The sequence below is a fragment of the Amycolatopsis sp. NPDC003676 genome, from assembly GCF_053587275.1.
In genome coordinates this window covers 34,882-51,130 of record NZ_JBSFNS010000020.1, presented here as the reverse complement: position 1 = coordinate 51,130, position 16,249 = coordinate 34,882, and the positions used below count along the sequence as shown (strand labels likewise).

The 16,249-nt window shown below is 70.1% G+C and carries 11 protein-coding genes; 8 read left to right on the top strand and 3 right to left on the bottom strand.

Going from position 1 to position 16,249, the window contains the following annotated elements; genetic code table 11:
• Positions 1 to 3: 3 nt before the first annotated feature.
• Entirely contained in the window at positions 4 to 852 is an 849-nt protein-coding gene (locus ACWDNU_RS15505; RefSeq protein WP_449669294.1) for an NmrA family NAD(P)-binding protein, read from the bottom strand.
• Between the two features lie 124 nt (positions 853 to 976).
• On the opposite strand from ACWDNU_RS15505, the gene ACWDNU_RS15500 reads away from it, so the two are divergent.
• A complete protein-coding gene (locus tag ACWDNU_RS15500) occupies positions 977 to 1,966 on the top strand; it encodes an AraC family transcriptional regulator (protein ID WP_449669293.1) in 990 nt (329 codons plus the stop codon).
• A 50-nt stretch (positions 1,967 to 2,016) separates the two neighbouring features.
• Here the strand turns inward: ACWDNU_RS15500 and ACWDNU_RS15495 are convergent, their stop codons facing one another.
• Entirely contained in the window at positions 2,017 to 2,991 is a 975-nt protein-coding gene (locus tag ACWDNU_RS15495) for a lactate/malate family dehydrogenase (RefSeq protein WP_449669292.1), read from the bottom strand.
• A 309-nt stretch (positions 2,992 to 3,300) separates the two neighbouring features.
• On the opposite strand from ACWDNU_RS15495, the gene ACWDNU_RS15490 reads away from it, so the two are divergent.
• Genes ACWDNU_RS15490 through ACWDNU_RS15475 form a run of 4 tightly spaced genes read left to right on the top strand, consistent with a single transcriptional unit; the run spans position 3,301 to position 10,227 of the window.
• A complete protein-coding gene (locus ACWDNU_RS15490; RefSeq protein WP_449669291.1) occupies positions 3,301 to 5,361 on the top strand; it encodes a hypothetical protein in 2,061 nt (686 codons plus the stop codon).
• The gene (locus ACWDNU_RS15485; protein WP_449669290.1) at positions 5,315 to 6,124 is read left to right on the top strand and encodes a serine peptidase; all 810 of its coding nucleotides are present in this window, start codon (positions 5,315 to 5,317) and stop codon (positions 6,122 to 6,124) included. The genes ACWDNU_RS15490 and ACWDNU_RS15485 overlap by 47 nt, the downstream gene beginning before the upstream one ends.
• Entirely contained in the window at positions 6,121 to 8,973 is a 2,853-nt protein-coding gene (locus ACWDNU_RS15480) for a hypothetical protein (protein ID WP_449669289.1), read from the top strand. The genes ACWDNU_RS15485 and ACWDNU_RS15480 overlap by 4 nt, the downstream gene beginning before the upstream one ends.
• A gap of 36 nt (positions 8,974 to 9,009) precedes the next feature.
• Complete coding sequence (locus tag ACWDNU_RS15475) at positions 9,010 to 10,227, top strand: hypothetical protein (protein WP_449669288.1); 1,218 nt, start codon at positions 9,010 to 9,012, stop codon at positions 10,225 to 10,227.
• Positions 10,228 to 10,811: 584 nt separating this feature from the next.
• Here the strand turns inward: ACWDNU_RS15475 and ACWDNU_RS15470 are convergent.
• Entirely contained in the window at positions 10,812 to 11,315 is a 504-nt protein-coding gene (locus tag ACWDNU_RS15470) for an acyl-CoA thioesterase (protein ID WP_370936764.1), read from the bottom strand.
• Between the two features lie 490 nt (positions 11,316 to 11,805).
• Between ACWDNU_RS15470 and ACWDNU_RS15465 the strand changes: the two genes are divergently transcribed.
• From ACWDNU_RS15465 to ACWDNU_RS15455, 3 genes are all read left to right on the top strand, one after another.
• Complete coding sequence (locus tag ACWDNU_RS15465) at positions 11,806 to 13,953, top strand: hypothetical protein (protein WP_449669287.1); 2,148 nt, start codon at positions 11,806 to 11,808, stop codon at positions 13,951 to 13,953.
• Positions 13,954 to 14,265: 312 nt separating this feature from the next.
• The gene (locus tag ACWDNU_RS15460; protein WP_449669286.1) at positions 14,266 to 14,550 is read left to right on the top strand and encodes a DUF4235 domain-containing protein; all 285 of its coding nucleotides are present in this window, start codon (positions 14,266 to 14,268) and stop codon (positions 14,548 to 14,550) included.
• 586 nt (positions 14,551 to 15,136) lie between these two features.
• Positions 15,137 to 15,751 carry a VanZ family protein gene (locus ACWDNU_RS15455; RefSeq protein WP_449669285.1) on the top strand — a complete coding sequence of 205 codons (615 nt, stop codon included), beginning with the start codon at positions 15,137 to 15,139 and terminating at the stop codon, positions 15,749 to 15,751.
• The last annotated feature ends 498 nt before the right edge of the window (positions 15,752 to 16,249 follow it).

The following is a 16,249-nucleotide window of genomic DNA, read 5'->3' as shown; positions in this document are numbered from 1 at the left end:
TGATCAGCGCCACAGGCCTGCCGCGGCGCGGGCGTAGTCGGCGAAGGAGACCGGCAGCCGGCCGGTGATCCGCTGGACGTCGTCGGTCACGTCGGCGGCGCAGTCGTTGCGGATGCCTTCGTACATGGCGGCGTAGAAGTCGGCGACCTGGCCGGGAGTGCCCCCGCCGAGCAGGGCTTCGCGGAACTCGGCCGGGTCCATGGCCTGGTACCGCACCGGTTTTCCCGCGGCGTCGCCCACGATCGCGGCCATGTCCGAAAAGGACAGTGAATGGGGCCCGGTCAGAGAGCAGATCTGGTGCTGGTGCCCGCCCTGGGTCAGCGCGGCCGCGGCGACGGCGGCGATGTCCTCGACGGAGATCGGCGCCACCCGGCCGTCGCCCGCGGGAACCGAGACGACCCCGGTGCGGATGCCCTGGAGGATCGCGGGGTGCTCGGAGAAGTTCTCGGCGAAGACGTTGGGACGCAGGATCGTCGCGGGCACCGGCCCGGTTTCGAGGAATCGCTCGACTCCGTGCGCCGCGAATCCGCCCGCGGACAGCTGCGCCGCCATGTTCGACAGGTGGACCACCCGGCGAACCCCGGCGGCCTTGGCGTCGTCCAGCAGCGCCGCGACCTCCGCCGTGGGGTCGGGGCTGATCGGGAACCACTGGTAGATCGCGTCCACGCCGTCCAGCGCGGGCCGGTAGGTCGCCGGGTCGTCCCAGTCGAGGCGGACCGGCGTCACCGGACCCGCCGGGCTCCCCGGGGTCCGGCTCGCCGCCCGGATCTCGTGCCCCTGCTCGGCCAGCAAGGACACCACGCGGCGCCCGGTGCGTCCGGTCGCGCCGAGGACAAGAACTGTGGCGGGCACGCGTTCCTCGCAAGGTAGGGTCGAAACGGCAACGACATCACCGTAGGAATGGGTCACCGACACGCGCCATGACAGCTCTCGACAGATTCATGTCCGATCGGCGCCGCGCCGGAGCGAATCGGGCATGGCGGTGAAAGCGGTCGGCCGTGAACGCGACCACGTGGCCGAGGTCGTGGGCGACCTCGTCGCCGCCCTCCGGCGCGGAGGCGTCGTCTACGGCCGGGCGCTGCTGCGCGCCCCCTGGGGCATCGCGTTCGAGTCGCGCTCGATCGCCACGATCTACGTCGCGATCGCCGGTTCCTGCGTCCTCGTCCCCGACGGCGGACAACCGCTGCATCTCGCCCAGGGGGACGTCGCGTTGCTGCCGTCCGGCGCCGGACACGTCGCCGCCGACACCCCAGGCCGCCAGGCTCCCACCGTACGAGAGCTGTTCGGCGCCGACCTCGAGGAGCTGTCCGCCACCGACCTCGTCATCAAGGGCGACGGCCCCGAGACCGTTCTGGTCTGCGGCGCATATCTGCTCGAACCGGCGCCGCAGCATCCGTTCATCGCGTCGCTGCCCGACGTCGTCCACGTCACGGCGAGCCAGATGCGCGGCACCTGCCTCGCCGCCGCCGTCCAGTTGCTCACCACCGAAGTCGACCACGCCGGCCGCGGCACACCCGCCGTGGTGGCCTCGCTGCTCGACCTGCTGTTCACCTACACCCTGCGGTCCTGGTTCCTCGGCCAGCCCGACCAGCTGGTCGGATGGGCCCACGCGCTCCACGACCCCGCGGTGGGCCCGGCGCTCGCACTCCTGCACGACGACCCCGGCAAACCCTGGACCGTGGAGGCGCTCGCACACGCCGTCGGCGTCCCGCGGGCCCGGTTCAGCCGCCGATTCGCCTCGACGACCGGCCACGCCCCCATGGAGTACCTCGGCATCTGGCGGATGACCGTGGCCGCGCGCCTGCTGCGCGAGGGCCAGGCTCCTCTGCGGCAGATCGCGCGGAAGGTGGGTTACGACTCGGAATTCGCGTTCGCGCGCGCTTTCAAACGGGTGGTCGGTCATGCGCCCGGTCGTTATCGGGCGATGCACCATCGAGATGCGGGCGCCAGCGATACGCGGCGATGACTGCGATCGCGGCGCCGGATGCCAGAGGTTCGCCGAAAGCGCGATGGTGTTCAGAGGCGCAGGTCGCGGCAGGCTTTGCGGATTTGTCCGGCGGAGGAGCGGAGCCGGGCGAGTTCTTCGGGGGAGGGCGTCGCGGGTTCGGGCCTGCCGGCTCCGCGGCGGTCGACCAGCCTCGGCAGTGACATGCATACGCCGTCGATGCCGTGGAAGTCCTGGACGAGGCTGCTGACCGGGAGGATCAGCCGCGGGTCTCCGAGAACGGCGTCGAGGACGTAAGCGGCGGCCAGCCCCACCGCGTAGTTGGTGGCGCCTTTGCCCGCGATCACTTCATAGGCCGCGTTGGTCACGGTCCGGGCGATGTCGTCGCGGACGGCTGGGGTGAAGGCCGGGGCGCCGTCGATCGTCCACTCGGCGACCGGCACCGAGCCGACGAACGCTCCCGACCACAGCGGAACCGCGCTGTCGCCGTGTTCGCCGGCGATGTAGGCACGCACGCTGGGCACGCCGACTCCGGCGCGTTCGGAGATCAGCGACCGCAGCCGGGAGGAATCCAGGACGGTGCCGGAGCCGACGACGCGGTAGGCCGGGAGCCCGCTCACGGCCAGCACGGCGCGGGTGATGACGTCGACGGGATTGGTGACCGGGACCAGGATCGCTTCCGGCGCCGCCGCCAGCAGGCGCGGCACCAGCGCCCGGCACATCGCGACGTTCGCCTCCGCGAGCTCCATGCGGCTTTGACCGGGCCGTTGTCTGGCTCCGGCGGCGATCACGACGAGGTCGGCGTCCGCGCACACCCCGATGTCGTCGCTGCCGGCGATCGCGGTGGTCGGGGTGAACATGCTGCCGTGCTGCAGATCGAGGACCTGGGCCCGCACCTTCGCCGCGTCGGTGTCGTACAACGCGATCGTGTGGGCCACGCCGTGGATCTGGCAGGCGTAGGCGATCGTCGACCCGACCGCGCCCGCTCCGACGATGGCGACCTTGGTCCCGTGCGGCGCGCTGTGCACCGGAAGCAAGTGCGGCACTTGCATCCTCCTCGCCCGAATCCGTAACCGCCGAGGCTGCTCGCGCGGCATGTCCAGCGTGGGACAGCCGCTCCTTGGCCCTCCAGGGGCGACGGCCACCATTGCCGGAGACCAATGCCCCTCGGGCCTGATCCGGGCTTCCGGAATCCTGGCCCATCCTGGTATTCGACGTTGTATTTGACGATCTGCAAACAACGGCCCGCGCGGAGCCGTTGAACGGCTGACGGGGTTCACCGGAAACGCGGTGTAACGGCGAGAGTTCGTGACGCGACCTTTCGGCAGAGACCTGGCCGCTGCCGAAAGAAGCACATGCCTGCCGCTGAGCGAATGCATCCGGTCGCCGAACAGGCGGGAACCGGGGCGGTCATGGTGCTTGCGGCACAACGGTTCGCGTCGCCGCTTCCGCCGGAGGCAGAGCCGGAGCCCGCGCAGCAGGTGTGGGAAGACTTGCCCTTCGTCACCGCATTGCTGCCGCGGCTGCAGCAGGCCTATCGAAAACTCGCGTACGACGTGGAAATCGTCGAAAACCCCGTCCGGCGTACTGTTCTGGAGAAATGGGACGACGCGGTGACGAAGGGATTTCGCATCGTCCATGTCATTTCGCACGGGGCGACGTCGCTCGCGGACGCGGTGCGGTCCCGGTCGGCGGAAGACGGCGAGCAATTGTGTTTCGTGCCCTCCTGCGGGCAGACGGGCAACGGGACCGACGTGGTCCAGTGGATTCGCACCGCGCACCGGCGAGCCGAGCCGATGCTGTTCGTCGTCGATCTCTGCCGGGCCGGCCGCGCGGCCCGGATCGCGCAGCTGGCCCAGGTTCCCGACGACGAGCTGAACGCCTGGGTGGTCGCGGCGACCAGCCCCGCGGAACCCGCCTACGACGGCACGTTCAGCGAGATCGTGGGAGAGGTGCTCGAGCAGATCGCGGCGAACGGCCTCGACACCGACCCGTCGATCGAATTCGTCCGCTGGGACCGCCTGGTGTTCGTGATCCAGCAGCGCTTGACCGCGGCGGGCAGCACGCAGCGGATCCACGCCACGAAGATCGACCCGTCCCAGCCGCTTCCCGAACTACCGTTTTTCCGCAACCCGAATTGGGTTTCCGACGAACGCCGGGCGCGAGTGCAGGCGATCACGCCGCCGGTCCGGCCGTTTGTCGCCGATCTCGGCGCCGACCATTTCATCGACCGCGTCGGCGACCACTTCGTCGGGAGGCGGCAGCAGCTGGGCGAGCTCGCCCCGTGGCTGGACGACGCGACCGTCGGCGGCTTGAAGGTGGTGACCGGTGCTCCGGGGGCGGGCAAATCGGCTTTGCTCGGCGCGTTGGCGTGCGCGGGCCACCCCGAGATCGTCGCCGCGGTGCCGGACGTCCGGGCTTGCCTCGCCGCGCAGTGCCCTGAGGGCACCCCGTCCGCGAACGACGGGTTGGCGGCCATTCACGCCCGCGGTCGCGATCTCGATGCCGTTCTCGTCTCGCTGGCGGCGCAGTGGCGTCTCGCCCCGGGCGACGGCACGCTGTCCGCGCGGGCGCTCATCGCCGCTGTCCTGGACCTTGAAACGGTACCTGCTCTCGTTTTCGACGCGCTCGACGAAGCCGACGACCCGGTGCACGTCCTCCGGGAACTCCTGCTTCCGCTGGTTCGGGCCGTCCGGACCGACGGCGCCCCGGCGTGCCGCTTGCTGGTCGGGACCCGCCGGAGGCCGGACTTCGAACCGTTGCTGAAGCAGGCGGGAGCGGCCGGCGCCGTGGTCGATCTCGACGACGTGCCGGAAGCGGAATTGCGCGCGGACCTCGAACAGCATCTTCTCCGCGTCCTGGCCGAGCACACCGCTTACCGGGAACCCGCGCGCCGCCACGTGCGCGCCGTCCTGGCCCGCACCGTGGCACGCGCTCTCGCCGAGGATCCGCGGCGGCGGCGCGAGTGGGGACCCTTTCTGGTAGCCCGGATCTTCAGCCGGTCGCTGGTGGCGCTCGAACCGGCGACGGACGCCGTCAGCGCGGCCGTGCTCGGCGCGAGCGCCCCCCGGACGCTGCCCGACGTGCTCGAACTGGACCTTTCGCTGCATCCGGAGAAAGACGCTCTGCGAGCCACCCTGGCAGCTGTGGCCTGGGCGAAGGGACAGGGCTTTCCGACCGAGGCGGTCGCCGCGATCGCACCCGGGTTCCATCCTTCGGTGACTGAGGACAACGTCCGGGAGTTGCTTGCCGCGGGCCGCTTCTACCTGCGCACGAGCGTCGAAGCAGACGGATCTGTGCTGTACCGGCTCTTCCACCAGGGACTGGCCGACTATCTCAAGGCGACGCCATGGGGAAAGGAATTCGGACATGAAGATCCTGGGAGTCCACGGGATCGGGAACTACCGTCCTCATGAGACTCCGGAGAGCGCTTCGGCTTCGCTGTCCCGCGTCTGGACGGCCGGTCTCGCCGCCGCCGGGGGCCGGCACGACGTCACCGTGGCGTACTACTCCGACCTCCTGCGGGTGCGCGGCCGCCAGGGCGACGACAGCGACCTCAGCGACCTGACCGCCGTCGAGGAGGAGTTCCTGCGGTGTCTCCTCGAAGGGCAGCCTCTCGAATTGCCGGGGGTGCCGCAGGGCCGGTTGACCGCATGGCTTCGGGCGATGATTTCGACGCTCGCGGCGAGCCGGGTGTGCAGCGAGCGGCTCGTGGAATGGCTGCTGGTTCGTTTCGCGAAGGAGGCGGTCGCTTACCTTTCGCCCGGCGGGGCCCGGGAGGCCGTCCAGGAACGGCTGCGCGCGGCGCTTCAGCGGCATCAGCCCGAGGTCGTGCTGGCCCATTCCCTGGGAACAGTGGTGACCTACGAGATCCTGCACGAGAGCGCGGGACCGAGCGTGCCGTTGTGGATCACCCTCGGCTCGCCGCTGGCCTTCCCGAAGGCGGTTTTCGAGCGGCTCACGCCCGCGCCGCGAGAAGGGCGGGGGACCCGTCCGCACCGGGTCGGCAGGTGGGCCAACCTGGCCGATCCCGGGGATCTCGTCGCGGTGCCGATCGGAGGAGTCTCGCGCTGTTTCGCCGGGGTCGACAGCGACGACCACGACGTCATCGATGCCTGGGACTTCCACAAGGCGGGCAACTACCTGAAGTCCCGCCGGCTGGCCAGGCTGCTGGGATGACCGAAGACGAAGCGCGCGGGACGGCCGCCGCTCTGGTCTACGAACGGCTGCTCGCCTCGATCACCGAGGGAGGGTCGCGAAGATGGGATCTGGCTTCTCCGTATCTGCTGCGCCACGCGCCCGAACACGCGCTCGAGGCAGGCGAATTGGCCGAACTCCTCCAGGACGCCGAGTACCTGGTCCACGGCGCTCCCGGCAGCGTGCAGACCTTCGGCGCCATCCTGGAGACGCGGGTCCCCACCGAGACCATGCCGATCTACCGTTCCTCGCTGGCGCGCCATCTGCACTCGGAACCCGAACAACGGCGGCAGATCCTGGCCGTGGACGCGATCCGGCACCGGTCCGGCGGGATCGGCTCGCGGCTGTACAACCCGCCGCTGTTGCCGCCGGTCGGCTGGCAGTGCCGCTGGGCCACGGCCGGGAACATCAGCCTCGCGCTGAAGGCCTCGCTCGTGGGGCACGACGGGCCGATCCGCGCGATCGCCACGGGCTTCGTCGACGAGACGCCGATCGCGGTCACCGCGGGCGACGACGGGGCAGCGTGCGTGTGGAACCTTTTCGTGGGGGTGCTGCACCGGCGTCTTCGGGGCCATCGGAGGCCGCTGACGTCAGTCGCGGTGGGCGGCCCGGCGTCCTCGCCGCTGGCGGTCACCGCGGACACCGGCGGGACGGTGTGCTGCTGGGAACTTCGCACCGGCAAGAAGCGATACCGGCACGCGGGCGCCGCGGCGGTCGGCTGCCTGCTGGTCGACGCCGTCGACGAGAAGCATCTCGCGATTTCCGGCGACGCGGACGGTGCGGTCCGCCTGTGGGATCTGGTCGGCGGAACGCCGCTCGAGACGGTGCGAGCCGGCGGGCCGGTGGTCCGGCTGATCTCCGGCGGCGCGGACGACGCCCCGGTGGCCGTGGCGGTGACCGCGACCGGGTCCGTGGTGGTCGTCGATCTCATCGCCCGGCGGGCGATCGCCGGATTCGGGACCGCCGCCAGTCCGGTGTCCGCCGCGGAGTGCGCGTTCGTTCGCGAGGAGCCGGTCGTCGTCACGACCCACGAGGACGGCTCCGGACACGTGTGGCGGCTCTCCGACGGAGCGCTGACGGCGACGTTGACCGGACGCCCGGGTTGCCTGGAGGTCCTCAGCGTGATCGAAACCGGGCTGGAGACCGTCGCGGTCACCGGCGGCGAGGACGGGGTGCTGCGGCTGTGGAACCTCGCGGACGGCAAGCTCCTGGGACGGATGACCGGCAGGCACCGGGAGCGGATCACCGCCGTCGCCTGGCATGTCGTCCGGACGCACCGCTCCCCGCGGCCGGCGCGGCCGAACGAACCGGACCTGGTGCGGCTGCGGCCGCGGACGGACTGGTGGCGGCGAAAAGCCGAAATTCTCGGAGAACTCGCCGAGCACGTCGTCCTGTCGGGATCCGCTGACGAAACAGTGCAGAGCTGGAGCGCCTCGAACTGCCGGCCGTTGCGGACGTTCTTCGCGCACACGGGCGGCGTGGCCGACATCAAGGTCACCGAACTCTGGGGCGAGCCGATCGCGGTGAGCGGGAGCGAGGACGGAACGGCGAGCCTCTGGGCACTGGAGCACTGGCGGACGCAGGCCGAAGGGGCCAGGCATCCGCAACGGGTCGACGCGGTCGCGGTGCGGCGCGTCGCCGGCCAGACCGTCATCGCCACCGCTTGCGGCGACTCGGTGCTGCGGTTGTTCACGGCCGCGGACGGCAAGCAGATCGGGCACTACACGGTCGGCACCGGGACCGTGGTCGCGGTCGGGCTGGGCGGAACGCGGGACGGCGCGGTCGCGGTGACCGCCACTTCCGACGGAACGGTCGCCGCGCGCCTGGTCTCCACCGGCAAAGCGCTGTGGAAGCGCCACCTGCCCGCCTCGGCGCTGGAGGTCGGCGGCTCCGGACGGAACGCGACGGTCGCCGCGGTGCACGACGGGCGGCTCACGATGCTGAGCCTCCGGAGCGGGCGGGTCCTGCCGAACGCCGCCGGCGCCGAGCCGGATATCCCGGACATCACGGCCGTCGCGTTCGGGCGGATCGGCCGGCGAGACGTGCTCGCGGCCGGCACCGCGGACCGGAGGGCCGTCGTGTTCGACCTGGCCACGGGCTCGGCGCTGCATGCCTTCGGCCCGCTCGGTTCCGACCTCGTGCACGTCGCGATGACCGCGACGCCCGGTCCCGCTCTCCTCGCGACGCAGCAGGCGGACGGCGTGATCAAAGTGTGGGACGCCGCCGCGGAAGCCGCGCTGACGATCCCCTCGTCGGCCGGCGTCGCTTCCCGGCTGCTCTTCGGAACCGCCGCCGGCCGCCCGGTGGTGATCGCGGCAGGCAGCCAGAACAGCGCCTGTGTCTGGGACGCGCGGACCGGTGCCGCCGAAGCCGTGCTGTTCGTCCCGGCGGAGGTTCTCGCGGCTTCCGCCGCGGACAACGCGCTCGTCGTCGGATTCGGCCGCGAACTCGGTCTGTTCACTCCGGTCGACGACCCGGGCCTGCACGACGAGAGCGCGCGGAAGCCGGAAGCCGAACCGGTGCGCCGAAAAAAGCGGAAGCGGTCGGCCGCGGAGTCGGCTGTCCTCGTGGCACTGGCCCGCTACGGCACTCAGGACATCCACGAGCTGAGACGGCGGCTGCGAAAGCCGCCGAGCACGAACGCGCTTCGGGGAACGCTGCGGAAGCTGTGCGAGCAGGGGTATGTCGAAAAGATCCGGCTGGACGAAGAAAGCAGTCCGCGAGTCAGCTACTACGACCTGCTGCCCGAGGGCAGCGCGGCGGCCGAGCGATTGATCGGCCACGCGGCGATCCGTCCTCGTCCGGGTCGAGGGCCGAAAAGCCAGGGCTGAGAAAACCGAGCTCGCACCTGTGCGGGAAAGGGCACGATGACAAGACCGGATACGCCGGGTCCGAAGCCGGAAACCCGAGACGATTACCCCGCCTTCCTCGACCGGGTCCCGCGCTACCGGCTCGGCAGCCTGGAGCCGACGGAATCGGCCGGGCTCGGACGGCTGGCGGTGCGCACAGTCCCGGCCGGAGTGCTTGTGCTGGCGGCGTTCCTCGGCATCGCGAACATGGCGGGCATTCCTTATCCGGCCGCGTTCTCCGCCGCCGTCGCGGTCTGTGCCCTGCTGACCCTCTTCTTGCGATCGGCGGAGCCGATCGGCGAGTGGTCGGTCGTCCTGGCGGACCGCGGGCAGGCAGCCGAGTCCGTATACACCTTCCTGGCGGGGAGCCTCCGCGAAAAGAACCTTCCGGTCGACCGGATTTCGACCCGGCGGATCGAGGACGGATTCGCGACCGTCAATTACCTCGATCTGGTCGATCACGATTACCGTGCGGTCATTTCAGTGTTCCGCTACGGGGACGGCCTGTACGTGGGATGGACGATGAGCCGTTCCCGCCGCGGCTGGAAGCTGCTGCTCGATCGCGCCCGGCGCGCGGACGACTTCGCCCGCGCCGCATCGGCCCGGGCCATGCGCGAGACCGTGCACGCGATCTGCGTCGAGGGGCTCCGCATCGCGATCGGGCGCGTCGATGTCCCCACGGCCTATGGATTCCCGCACGGTGCGCCGCCGATCGAGGTGCCGCGCGAGCAGGCGGAAGACAACTGGGCGGTGGCGATCTATCTGCGGGACGGCGGCGTCCGCGAGGGCGAGGAGATCCGGAAGGCGGTCGAGCGGTTCTGGGCCGAGCTGGGTTTCGAAGTGGTCGCGGAGTTCGACCCGGTTCTGGGATCGTTCTTCCAGAAACTGCGCGCCAAAGCCGCGAGCCCCCAGGCGCGCGCGGCGCTGCAGGAAAGGCTGGAGAAGCTGGAACGCGCCGCGGAGGTCCACCTGCTCGCCGTGCCGGAGAGCCAGGCCACCCTGAACAACGCGCAGGGTCTCGCTGCTCTCATCCAAGCTTTGGAGAAAGAATCCGCCGCGGCTATCCAACTGGGTCCGTTGCTGCTGATCAAGACCTGCCGGCCCGACGGCGCGAGCCAGGTCTATTCGTGCACGCTGACCCCCGCTCAGCTCAAACATCTCGAACGCCACCCGGAACTGCTGAAGGACCCGGGAGGCCTTCAGGCGGCACTGGACGCCGCCGCGCACGAGGACTGAGATCCGAGCGGGCATCGACCTTGCGAAGGAACAGTCGCGCCGCCGTCCTTTTCTTGCCCGGTGCCGCTTCTTCCTGCTCTTGGTCCCGCCCGGCCGGGACCTACGGCCGTATCGTTTTCCCCGCGCCGCCCCCGTCCCATTCGCGACCCCGTATCTCCCGGCCCCCGGGCCGGGTCCGCGGCGGCGGCCTGCCTCGCGGAGGCTCGCAGGCGAATGAGCCGGGCAGAAACCGCACGGCGCGTCCGGAGTGGTTCGAAGGCGGGAACGGCGCCGACGGAGAGTCCGGGGTCGCTCCGCTTCGAAATTCGTTCAGCGATTCCTTCCCAGTTCGATTGAGGAGCCCTGACCGAACGGACATTCCTCACGCTGAGGGATCGACGCTCGAAATGTCTCGCCGCACCCGATTAGCGGGCAGCGTGAAGCTGGCTGACGGCACGCACTAGACGCGCCGCCAGCCAGATCGTTCCGCGATGAATAACGGTCGCTGATAAGCTTCTCGCCGGTCAGGAAATTCTGACGGCGTTATTTTTTTCCTGCTCTCCTTTCCGCCTTCTCGCGAAATGCTCAAGAGCTCCGGATTTGTGTCACGGGCTGGAGCGGCGATAGCCGGAGGCCGCTTCCTGGTGCAGGTACAGGCGCTCCGACGACAGTCTGGTCCCCGGCACCGGGTTCGCCGGCCGCGGCGTTCCGGTGACGTCGATCGCGACGAAGACCAAGTCCGCGGAGGCCACCGGCGTCGGCGGCGCCGCGAGGTCCTCGGGATCGTCGGCCCAGCCCGACCAGTAGGTGGCGGTCACCGTGGTGCGGACTTCGATCGAGGTGTTGTTGACCCGCTCGATCCGCGCGCAGGCGTGCAGCAAACCGCCTTCTCGCACGGGGTTCAGGAACTCCATGCGCTTCACGGCGCGGGTGGCCGTCGGGCCGTTGCTGTACTCGAGGGTCACGAGCCAGGCCGCGTGGTCGATCAGCCGGAACATGACCGCGCCCGCGACGTCTCCCTGGTGGTTGAGGTCGGCGGGCTGGGCCAGGTGGGTCAAAGTGCGCTGAATCAGCGGTCGCGCACAGGGCGCGGACGAACTGGTGCTCATCACGGTATTCCTTTCGGTCATCGGCTGGTCTGCGCGAAAAAGCCGCACGTCAATGCGGCGGAAACGCGGAAAACTTCAGGGGCCCGCGGAAATTGCGCGCGGAATTCCGCTCATCCCGGTGAGACGCATCCGCATGCCCGGGGGTCGCCCGTGGCCGTGCCGAAGCGGCCCGATCGGGTAATGCTTTCCGCTCGGGCTCGGGTGAATGCGTCGATCGGGCGCCTCTACGTTCGATGGATGCTCTCTCTGAATCGATCCTAGCACGGCCGAAAGAGTGCCCCGCGCGATTGTGCCGGCTTCACGCGAACGGTGACAGAAACGTGAAAGTGAAACGCATTGTGCGTTTTCGGGTGCCGCGTTGATGGTGTCCGGGACCGACGGTCGGCAGAGCGAAGATCGGGACGAGGCGGTCGCATGCCTTCGGCTCGGGACGGGTCTCGGGACGGGGGACCGAGGACAAGGGCGGCCGGTTTTGTCGGGGGTCGGTGGCATGATCCCCGACGTGCTGGACAACGAGGCGCCCGCCGAGGTTTTCGCCGGGCTGGACGAGATCGACTGGGCCGCGATGGAACACGCGTACGGACCGGCTGGGGACGTCCCCGGGCTGCTGCGCGGGCTGGCGTCTGCCGACCCGGCCGTGCGGGAGGTCGCGCTCGACGGCATGTACGGGGCGGTGCACCACCAAGGCGATGTCTACGAATGCACGGTCGCGGCCGTCCCGTTCCTGGTGCGCGTCGCCGCGTGCCCCGGCCTTCCCGGGCGCGCTGCTGTGCTGCGGCTGCTGGCCAGTATCGGCGGTGCGGAACAGCCTTCGCCGCCGGTGGATCGCGACCGCATGCGGTACGGGCAGGCAGCGTCGGCGGTGGGCGGCGCTGCTGGGGCACTGCTGCCGTTGCTGGCCGATCCCGACGCGGAGGTCCGGGAGGCTGTCGGCGCCACGCTGCTCGCCCGCCGGTCCGAGGTGGCCGAAGTCGCGGCGGCGGTGCAGCGGCGGCTCGCCGCGGAAGCGGTGCCCGCCGTCGCGGCTGCGCTGGTCGCCACGATCGGAACGTTCGCCCGGCGCTCGGCGGATGTCGACCTCTCCGGCGTGCGCGCCGCGTTGGCCGAGCCCGGGCCCCCGAAGGTGCGGCTGGCCGCGCTCGCCGCGCTGGCACGATCCGGCACTGAATCGCTGTCGGACGAGAGGCTCGAGCTGGCGGTGGAATTGCTGACCGCCCAGCATGCCACCCCCGAGCCCGTGCCGGAGCCGGTCCCGTTCGAGACCCTGCCGGGCGCGCCGCCGACGCTCGCCGGCGAGTTGCGGAAGCGGAAGGCACTGCACCGGAGCGGCCTGCCGGAGGACCTGGATCCGTACGGACCCTCGCCGGTCCGAGAGCTGAGCTGGGCTTTCCGCGATCAGGTCGGCGACCGGCTCCGGCTGCTGGCCGGCCTGACGGGCGCGGCCGGCCGACAATGCCGCCTGGACGCCCAGAACGCGGCGAGTGACCTCGTCCGCGGCTGGCGCGGCGACTACCGCGAGCTGGCCGTACGCATCGGCGAAAACGCGCTCGACGAGCACCCGCTTCTGGCTGGCAGCGCAGTGACCGCGTTGGCGGGTTTCGGCGTCCTGGCCGCTCCCGCGGCGGATGCGCTGAGCCAGGCCCTCGATGCGATGCCCCGGGAAGCCGAACGGAGCAACCCGCTGTCCGGCCAACCGGGTTGGCTCATCAAGACTTCCCGCCCGCGCGGCTCCGGGCCGGCGCGGGTTTCCGTCGATCTCAACCCGATTCTGCCCGTGCTGGCGGAGTTGCGGGACGTGCGCGCGTTGCCGGCCCTGCGCTGGGTGCTCGAGCAAGAGCAGCTGCCCGCTGGGATCGGAAGCGCCATCAGCAGTTTCGGCGAGCTCGCGGCCGATCTGGTCCCGCTGGTCCGTCGTCGGATGCCGGACTTCCCCGGGGAAGCCGAGGCGCTGGCGGGCGCGCTGGGGGAGATGGGCGCCGTCGCCGCGGAAGCCGTGCCGGAGATGGTGGCCCTCCTCTCGAACGGCAAGACCCGAGAAACCGTGCCAGCTTTGGGCAAGATCGGCCCTGGCGCCGCCGCTGCGGTCCCGGCACTCCGTTCGCTGCTGGGCGAACCCGACCGGGACCATTCCATCGGCGCGGCGGTCGCGCTGTGGCGCATCACCGGCGACGCCGATGTCGTGCTCCCCGCGATTGCCCGGCGTCTGGACGGAAGCGAGTACGCGATCGCGGCCGCCGCGGAAGCTCTCGGCGCCCTGGGCCAAGCAGCGACGTCTTACCGCGCACGGTTGCGGACGATGCTCGCCCAAGCCGATGACGAATCCGACCCCTACCGATGGGTGCGATACCAACTGGCGACCGCCTTGTGGCGCATCGACGGCGACGCCGACGCAGCAGCGGCGGTGCTGGTCACGTTGTGGCGCACGAACCGAGTGCTGATGCCTGCCTTGGCGCGCGGCCTGGCGGAACTGGGCCCCGCCGCACGCCCAGCCGCACCACTGGCCCGCGCCGAACTGGATTCAGTTCGCCGGCACACTGTGCAGGGAGTCGTCGAGTATTTCGATGTCTACAACGGATTCGTCACCGCCGACGAATCCCTGCTCGCCGACTGCCGCACGATCCTGGCCAACACTTCCTGACGGCACAGGATGCCGCACCCGGCGCGACATCGTTCGCACCTGCGCAGACCGAAATGGCTTTGCTGCGCGCCGATCCGGGACGGAATCTCGGCCAGCTCCGCCAGGACTGTCCACAAGCGACTATGGAGGCGCACCGGCCGCCCCCTGTCCGTCAGTGCCTGGCCGCGGACGACGACCCGGTACGCGCCGCGTGCTTCGACTGGGTTTCGACCTCCCGGCCGCGCATACACCTCCGCGGTAGCGGGTAGTGCTTGATCGAGCGAGAACGCCCCGATTGTGCGCCGTGGAAGGTAGTCCGGAAGGAAAATGAAGATGAACAAGCTGCTGTACCGCCCGCTGGGCATGCTGTTCGGCGTGCTTGGCGGTTTGGCCGCCAACGCGGTGTTCGATCGAGTGTGGAAGCTGATCTCCGGCAGGGAAAAGGCGCCGACTCCGACCCAGAAAGACCGGGGATGGGGCGAGGTGCTCTTGGCCGCGTCCGTACAAGGAGCGATCTTCGGCCTGGTGAAGGCGGCTGTCGACCGAGGCGGCGCGACCGGCTACGACAAGCTCACCGGTCAGTGGCCCGGCGACACCGCCGAACACGACAACGACTGAGATCGCACCGGCATTCAGCGGCCGGGCAACCTTCAGCGCAGGCGGGAGCCCGGCAGGCGTTGCTGGGCAGAACCACGGGCCGGGACGCGCGCGCCTAGGCCGCTCGTCGTGCCGCAGCTGAGGTGACCCGGTTAGTGTCTCCGGGCAGGTGCCACACCCAGGTCGGGTCATATTTCGGGTTCTGTCGCTTGGATCCTGGCCGAAGAGGGCAGAGGCGATCGCGGCGACCCAAGACGAGCCCGAGTGCCACGCCGGGCAGTCCGACCGCCCGGTGTGGCACTCGGGCTCGTCTGGCAAGAAGCCCCGACTTCGCCGCCGACGGCGAAGTCGGCCAACGCCGCCCACCCCACGCTCGCAGGCACTGCGACCAGCGCGTTCGGCACCGAGTCCTTGGCGCTACACGAATGGCGTAATTGCGTCCCCCGGCCGTCAGGTGAACGGGTGGTCGAACCCCACTGCAAGACAGCGCATTCGGCGATCCGGCCGTCCATCAAGTCGGGTGATCGTGGCGACACGACACTCTCCCTGACCGATGCGAAGGTGATCTTGCGAAGGGGGTTCAGGGGAGAGGCGCGGGATGGACACAGTGGTCGAACGGATCATTCCGGCGGCGGTCTTGGCGTTGCCGGTGTCGCAGATCCTGTGGGTTGTGCTGGCGGTGCGCCGGAGCCGGCGCTTGCCGCTCTCGATCGCGACGTTCACCGCCGCCGTCGACACGGCGATTCTGCTCTGCGGCGGGCTGGTCGTCGTCCTGGTCACCGCACCCGCCGGGGACGGCGAAGGCAGCACCCTGCATCTGATCCCGGGCCAGGACGTCGCCGGTCTGGGAACCGACGCGGGTTGGCAGATAGCGGGAAACCTGGTGCTGCTGGCACCGCTCGCGGCGCTGGTCCCGTTTCGGGTGCCCCGGCTGCAGTCGCTCGCACGGATAGCAGCGGCGGCGGCGCTCGTCTCGATCGGGATCGAAGCCGTGCAGTACCTGTTGGACGCCGGTCGGGTCAGCGCCACCGACGACGTACTGTTGAACACGATCGGCGCCACCGCCAGCGCCAGTCTGACGCGCGGCCTTTGGCGCGCTCTTTCTCCGGTGATCCCTCGCCCTCGCGAGGCCGTAGCTTCCGGCCCGGGAACTCCGGCTGCCGGGCCGCCGGATTTTCGCGCTGCGGCCCGCTCGGAATCGCGTGCCCCGGATCTGCTCTAGAGCGTGGGCACGGCCTGTTCGCGCCTCCGTGACCGATGCCCGCTTGCGTTCGGCCGCACGCAAAATCGCGACGGACGACCGATTGGCGACAAGTGCGGCGCCAAGTTCAGCGGGTCAGCTTTCGGCACCTCCCCGCCGAGGGCCGCAGGTCTTGCCGCGCTTCGACCGTGTGGCCTCGTCTTCTGCGCTCTTCTCACGGCGGCGAGCCCAGTTGCTCGGGCCTGCTGGTCCCCAAATGGTCCACGGGCCCGACTGACCTTGACCGTTGCGGACATCAAGCACGGCTCGAAAAAAGCCGCCCGACCTGGGTTTTCACCCTGGTCGAGCGGCTTTCGTCTCCGGTCGGGCTGACAGGATTTGAACCTGCGACCCCTTGACCCCCAGGCACTTGACAGTCGTAAAACACCAGGTAGGGCGGCATTCTTGCCTGACTACCCGTGACCGCAGACGTGCGCGAACGTCCGCGCGCGTCCGGGTGCATTGTCAGGCACTTCGTCA

Bases quoted from the DNA above. Each gene is read 5' to 3' on its own strand.
- ACWDNU_RS15490 (WP_449669291.1), top strand. From the start codon at position 3,301: ATGCCTGCCGCTGAGCGAATGCATCCGGTCGCCGAACAGGCGGGAACC.
- ACWDNU_RS15465 (WP_449669287.1), top strand. From the start codon at position 11,806: ATGATCCCCGACGTGCTGGACAACGAGGCGCCCGCCGAGGTTTTCGCC.
- ACWDNU_RS15475 (WP_449669288.1), top strand. From the start codon at position 9,010: ATGACAAGACCGGATACGCCGGGTCCGAAGCCGGAAACCCGAGACGAT.
- ACWDNU_RS15500 (WP_449669293.1), top strand. From the start codon at position 977: ATGGCGGTGAAAGCGGTCGGCCGTGAACGCGACCACGTGGCCGAGGTC.
- ACWDNU_RS15470 (WP_370936764.1), bottom strand. From the start codon at position 11,315: ATGAGCACCAGTTCGTCCGCGCCCTGTGCGCGACCGCTGATTCAGCGC.
- ACWDNU_RS15460 (WP_449669286.1), top strand. From the start codon at position 14,266: ATGAACAAGCTGCTGTACCGCCCGCTGGGCATGCTGTTCGGCGTGCTT.
- ACWDNU_RS15485 (WP_449669290.1), top strand. From the start codon at position 5,315: ATGAAGATCCTGGGAGTCCACGGGATCGGGAACTACCGTCCTCATGAG.
- ACWDNU_RS15480 (WP_449669289.1), top strand. From the start codon at position 6,121: ATGACCGAAGACGAAGCGCGCGGGACGGCCGCCGCTCTGGTCTACGAA.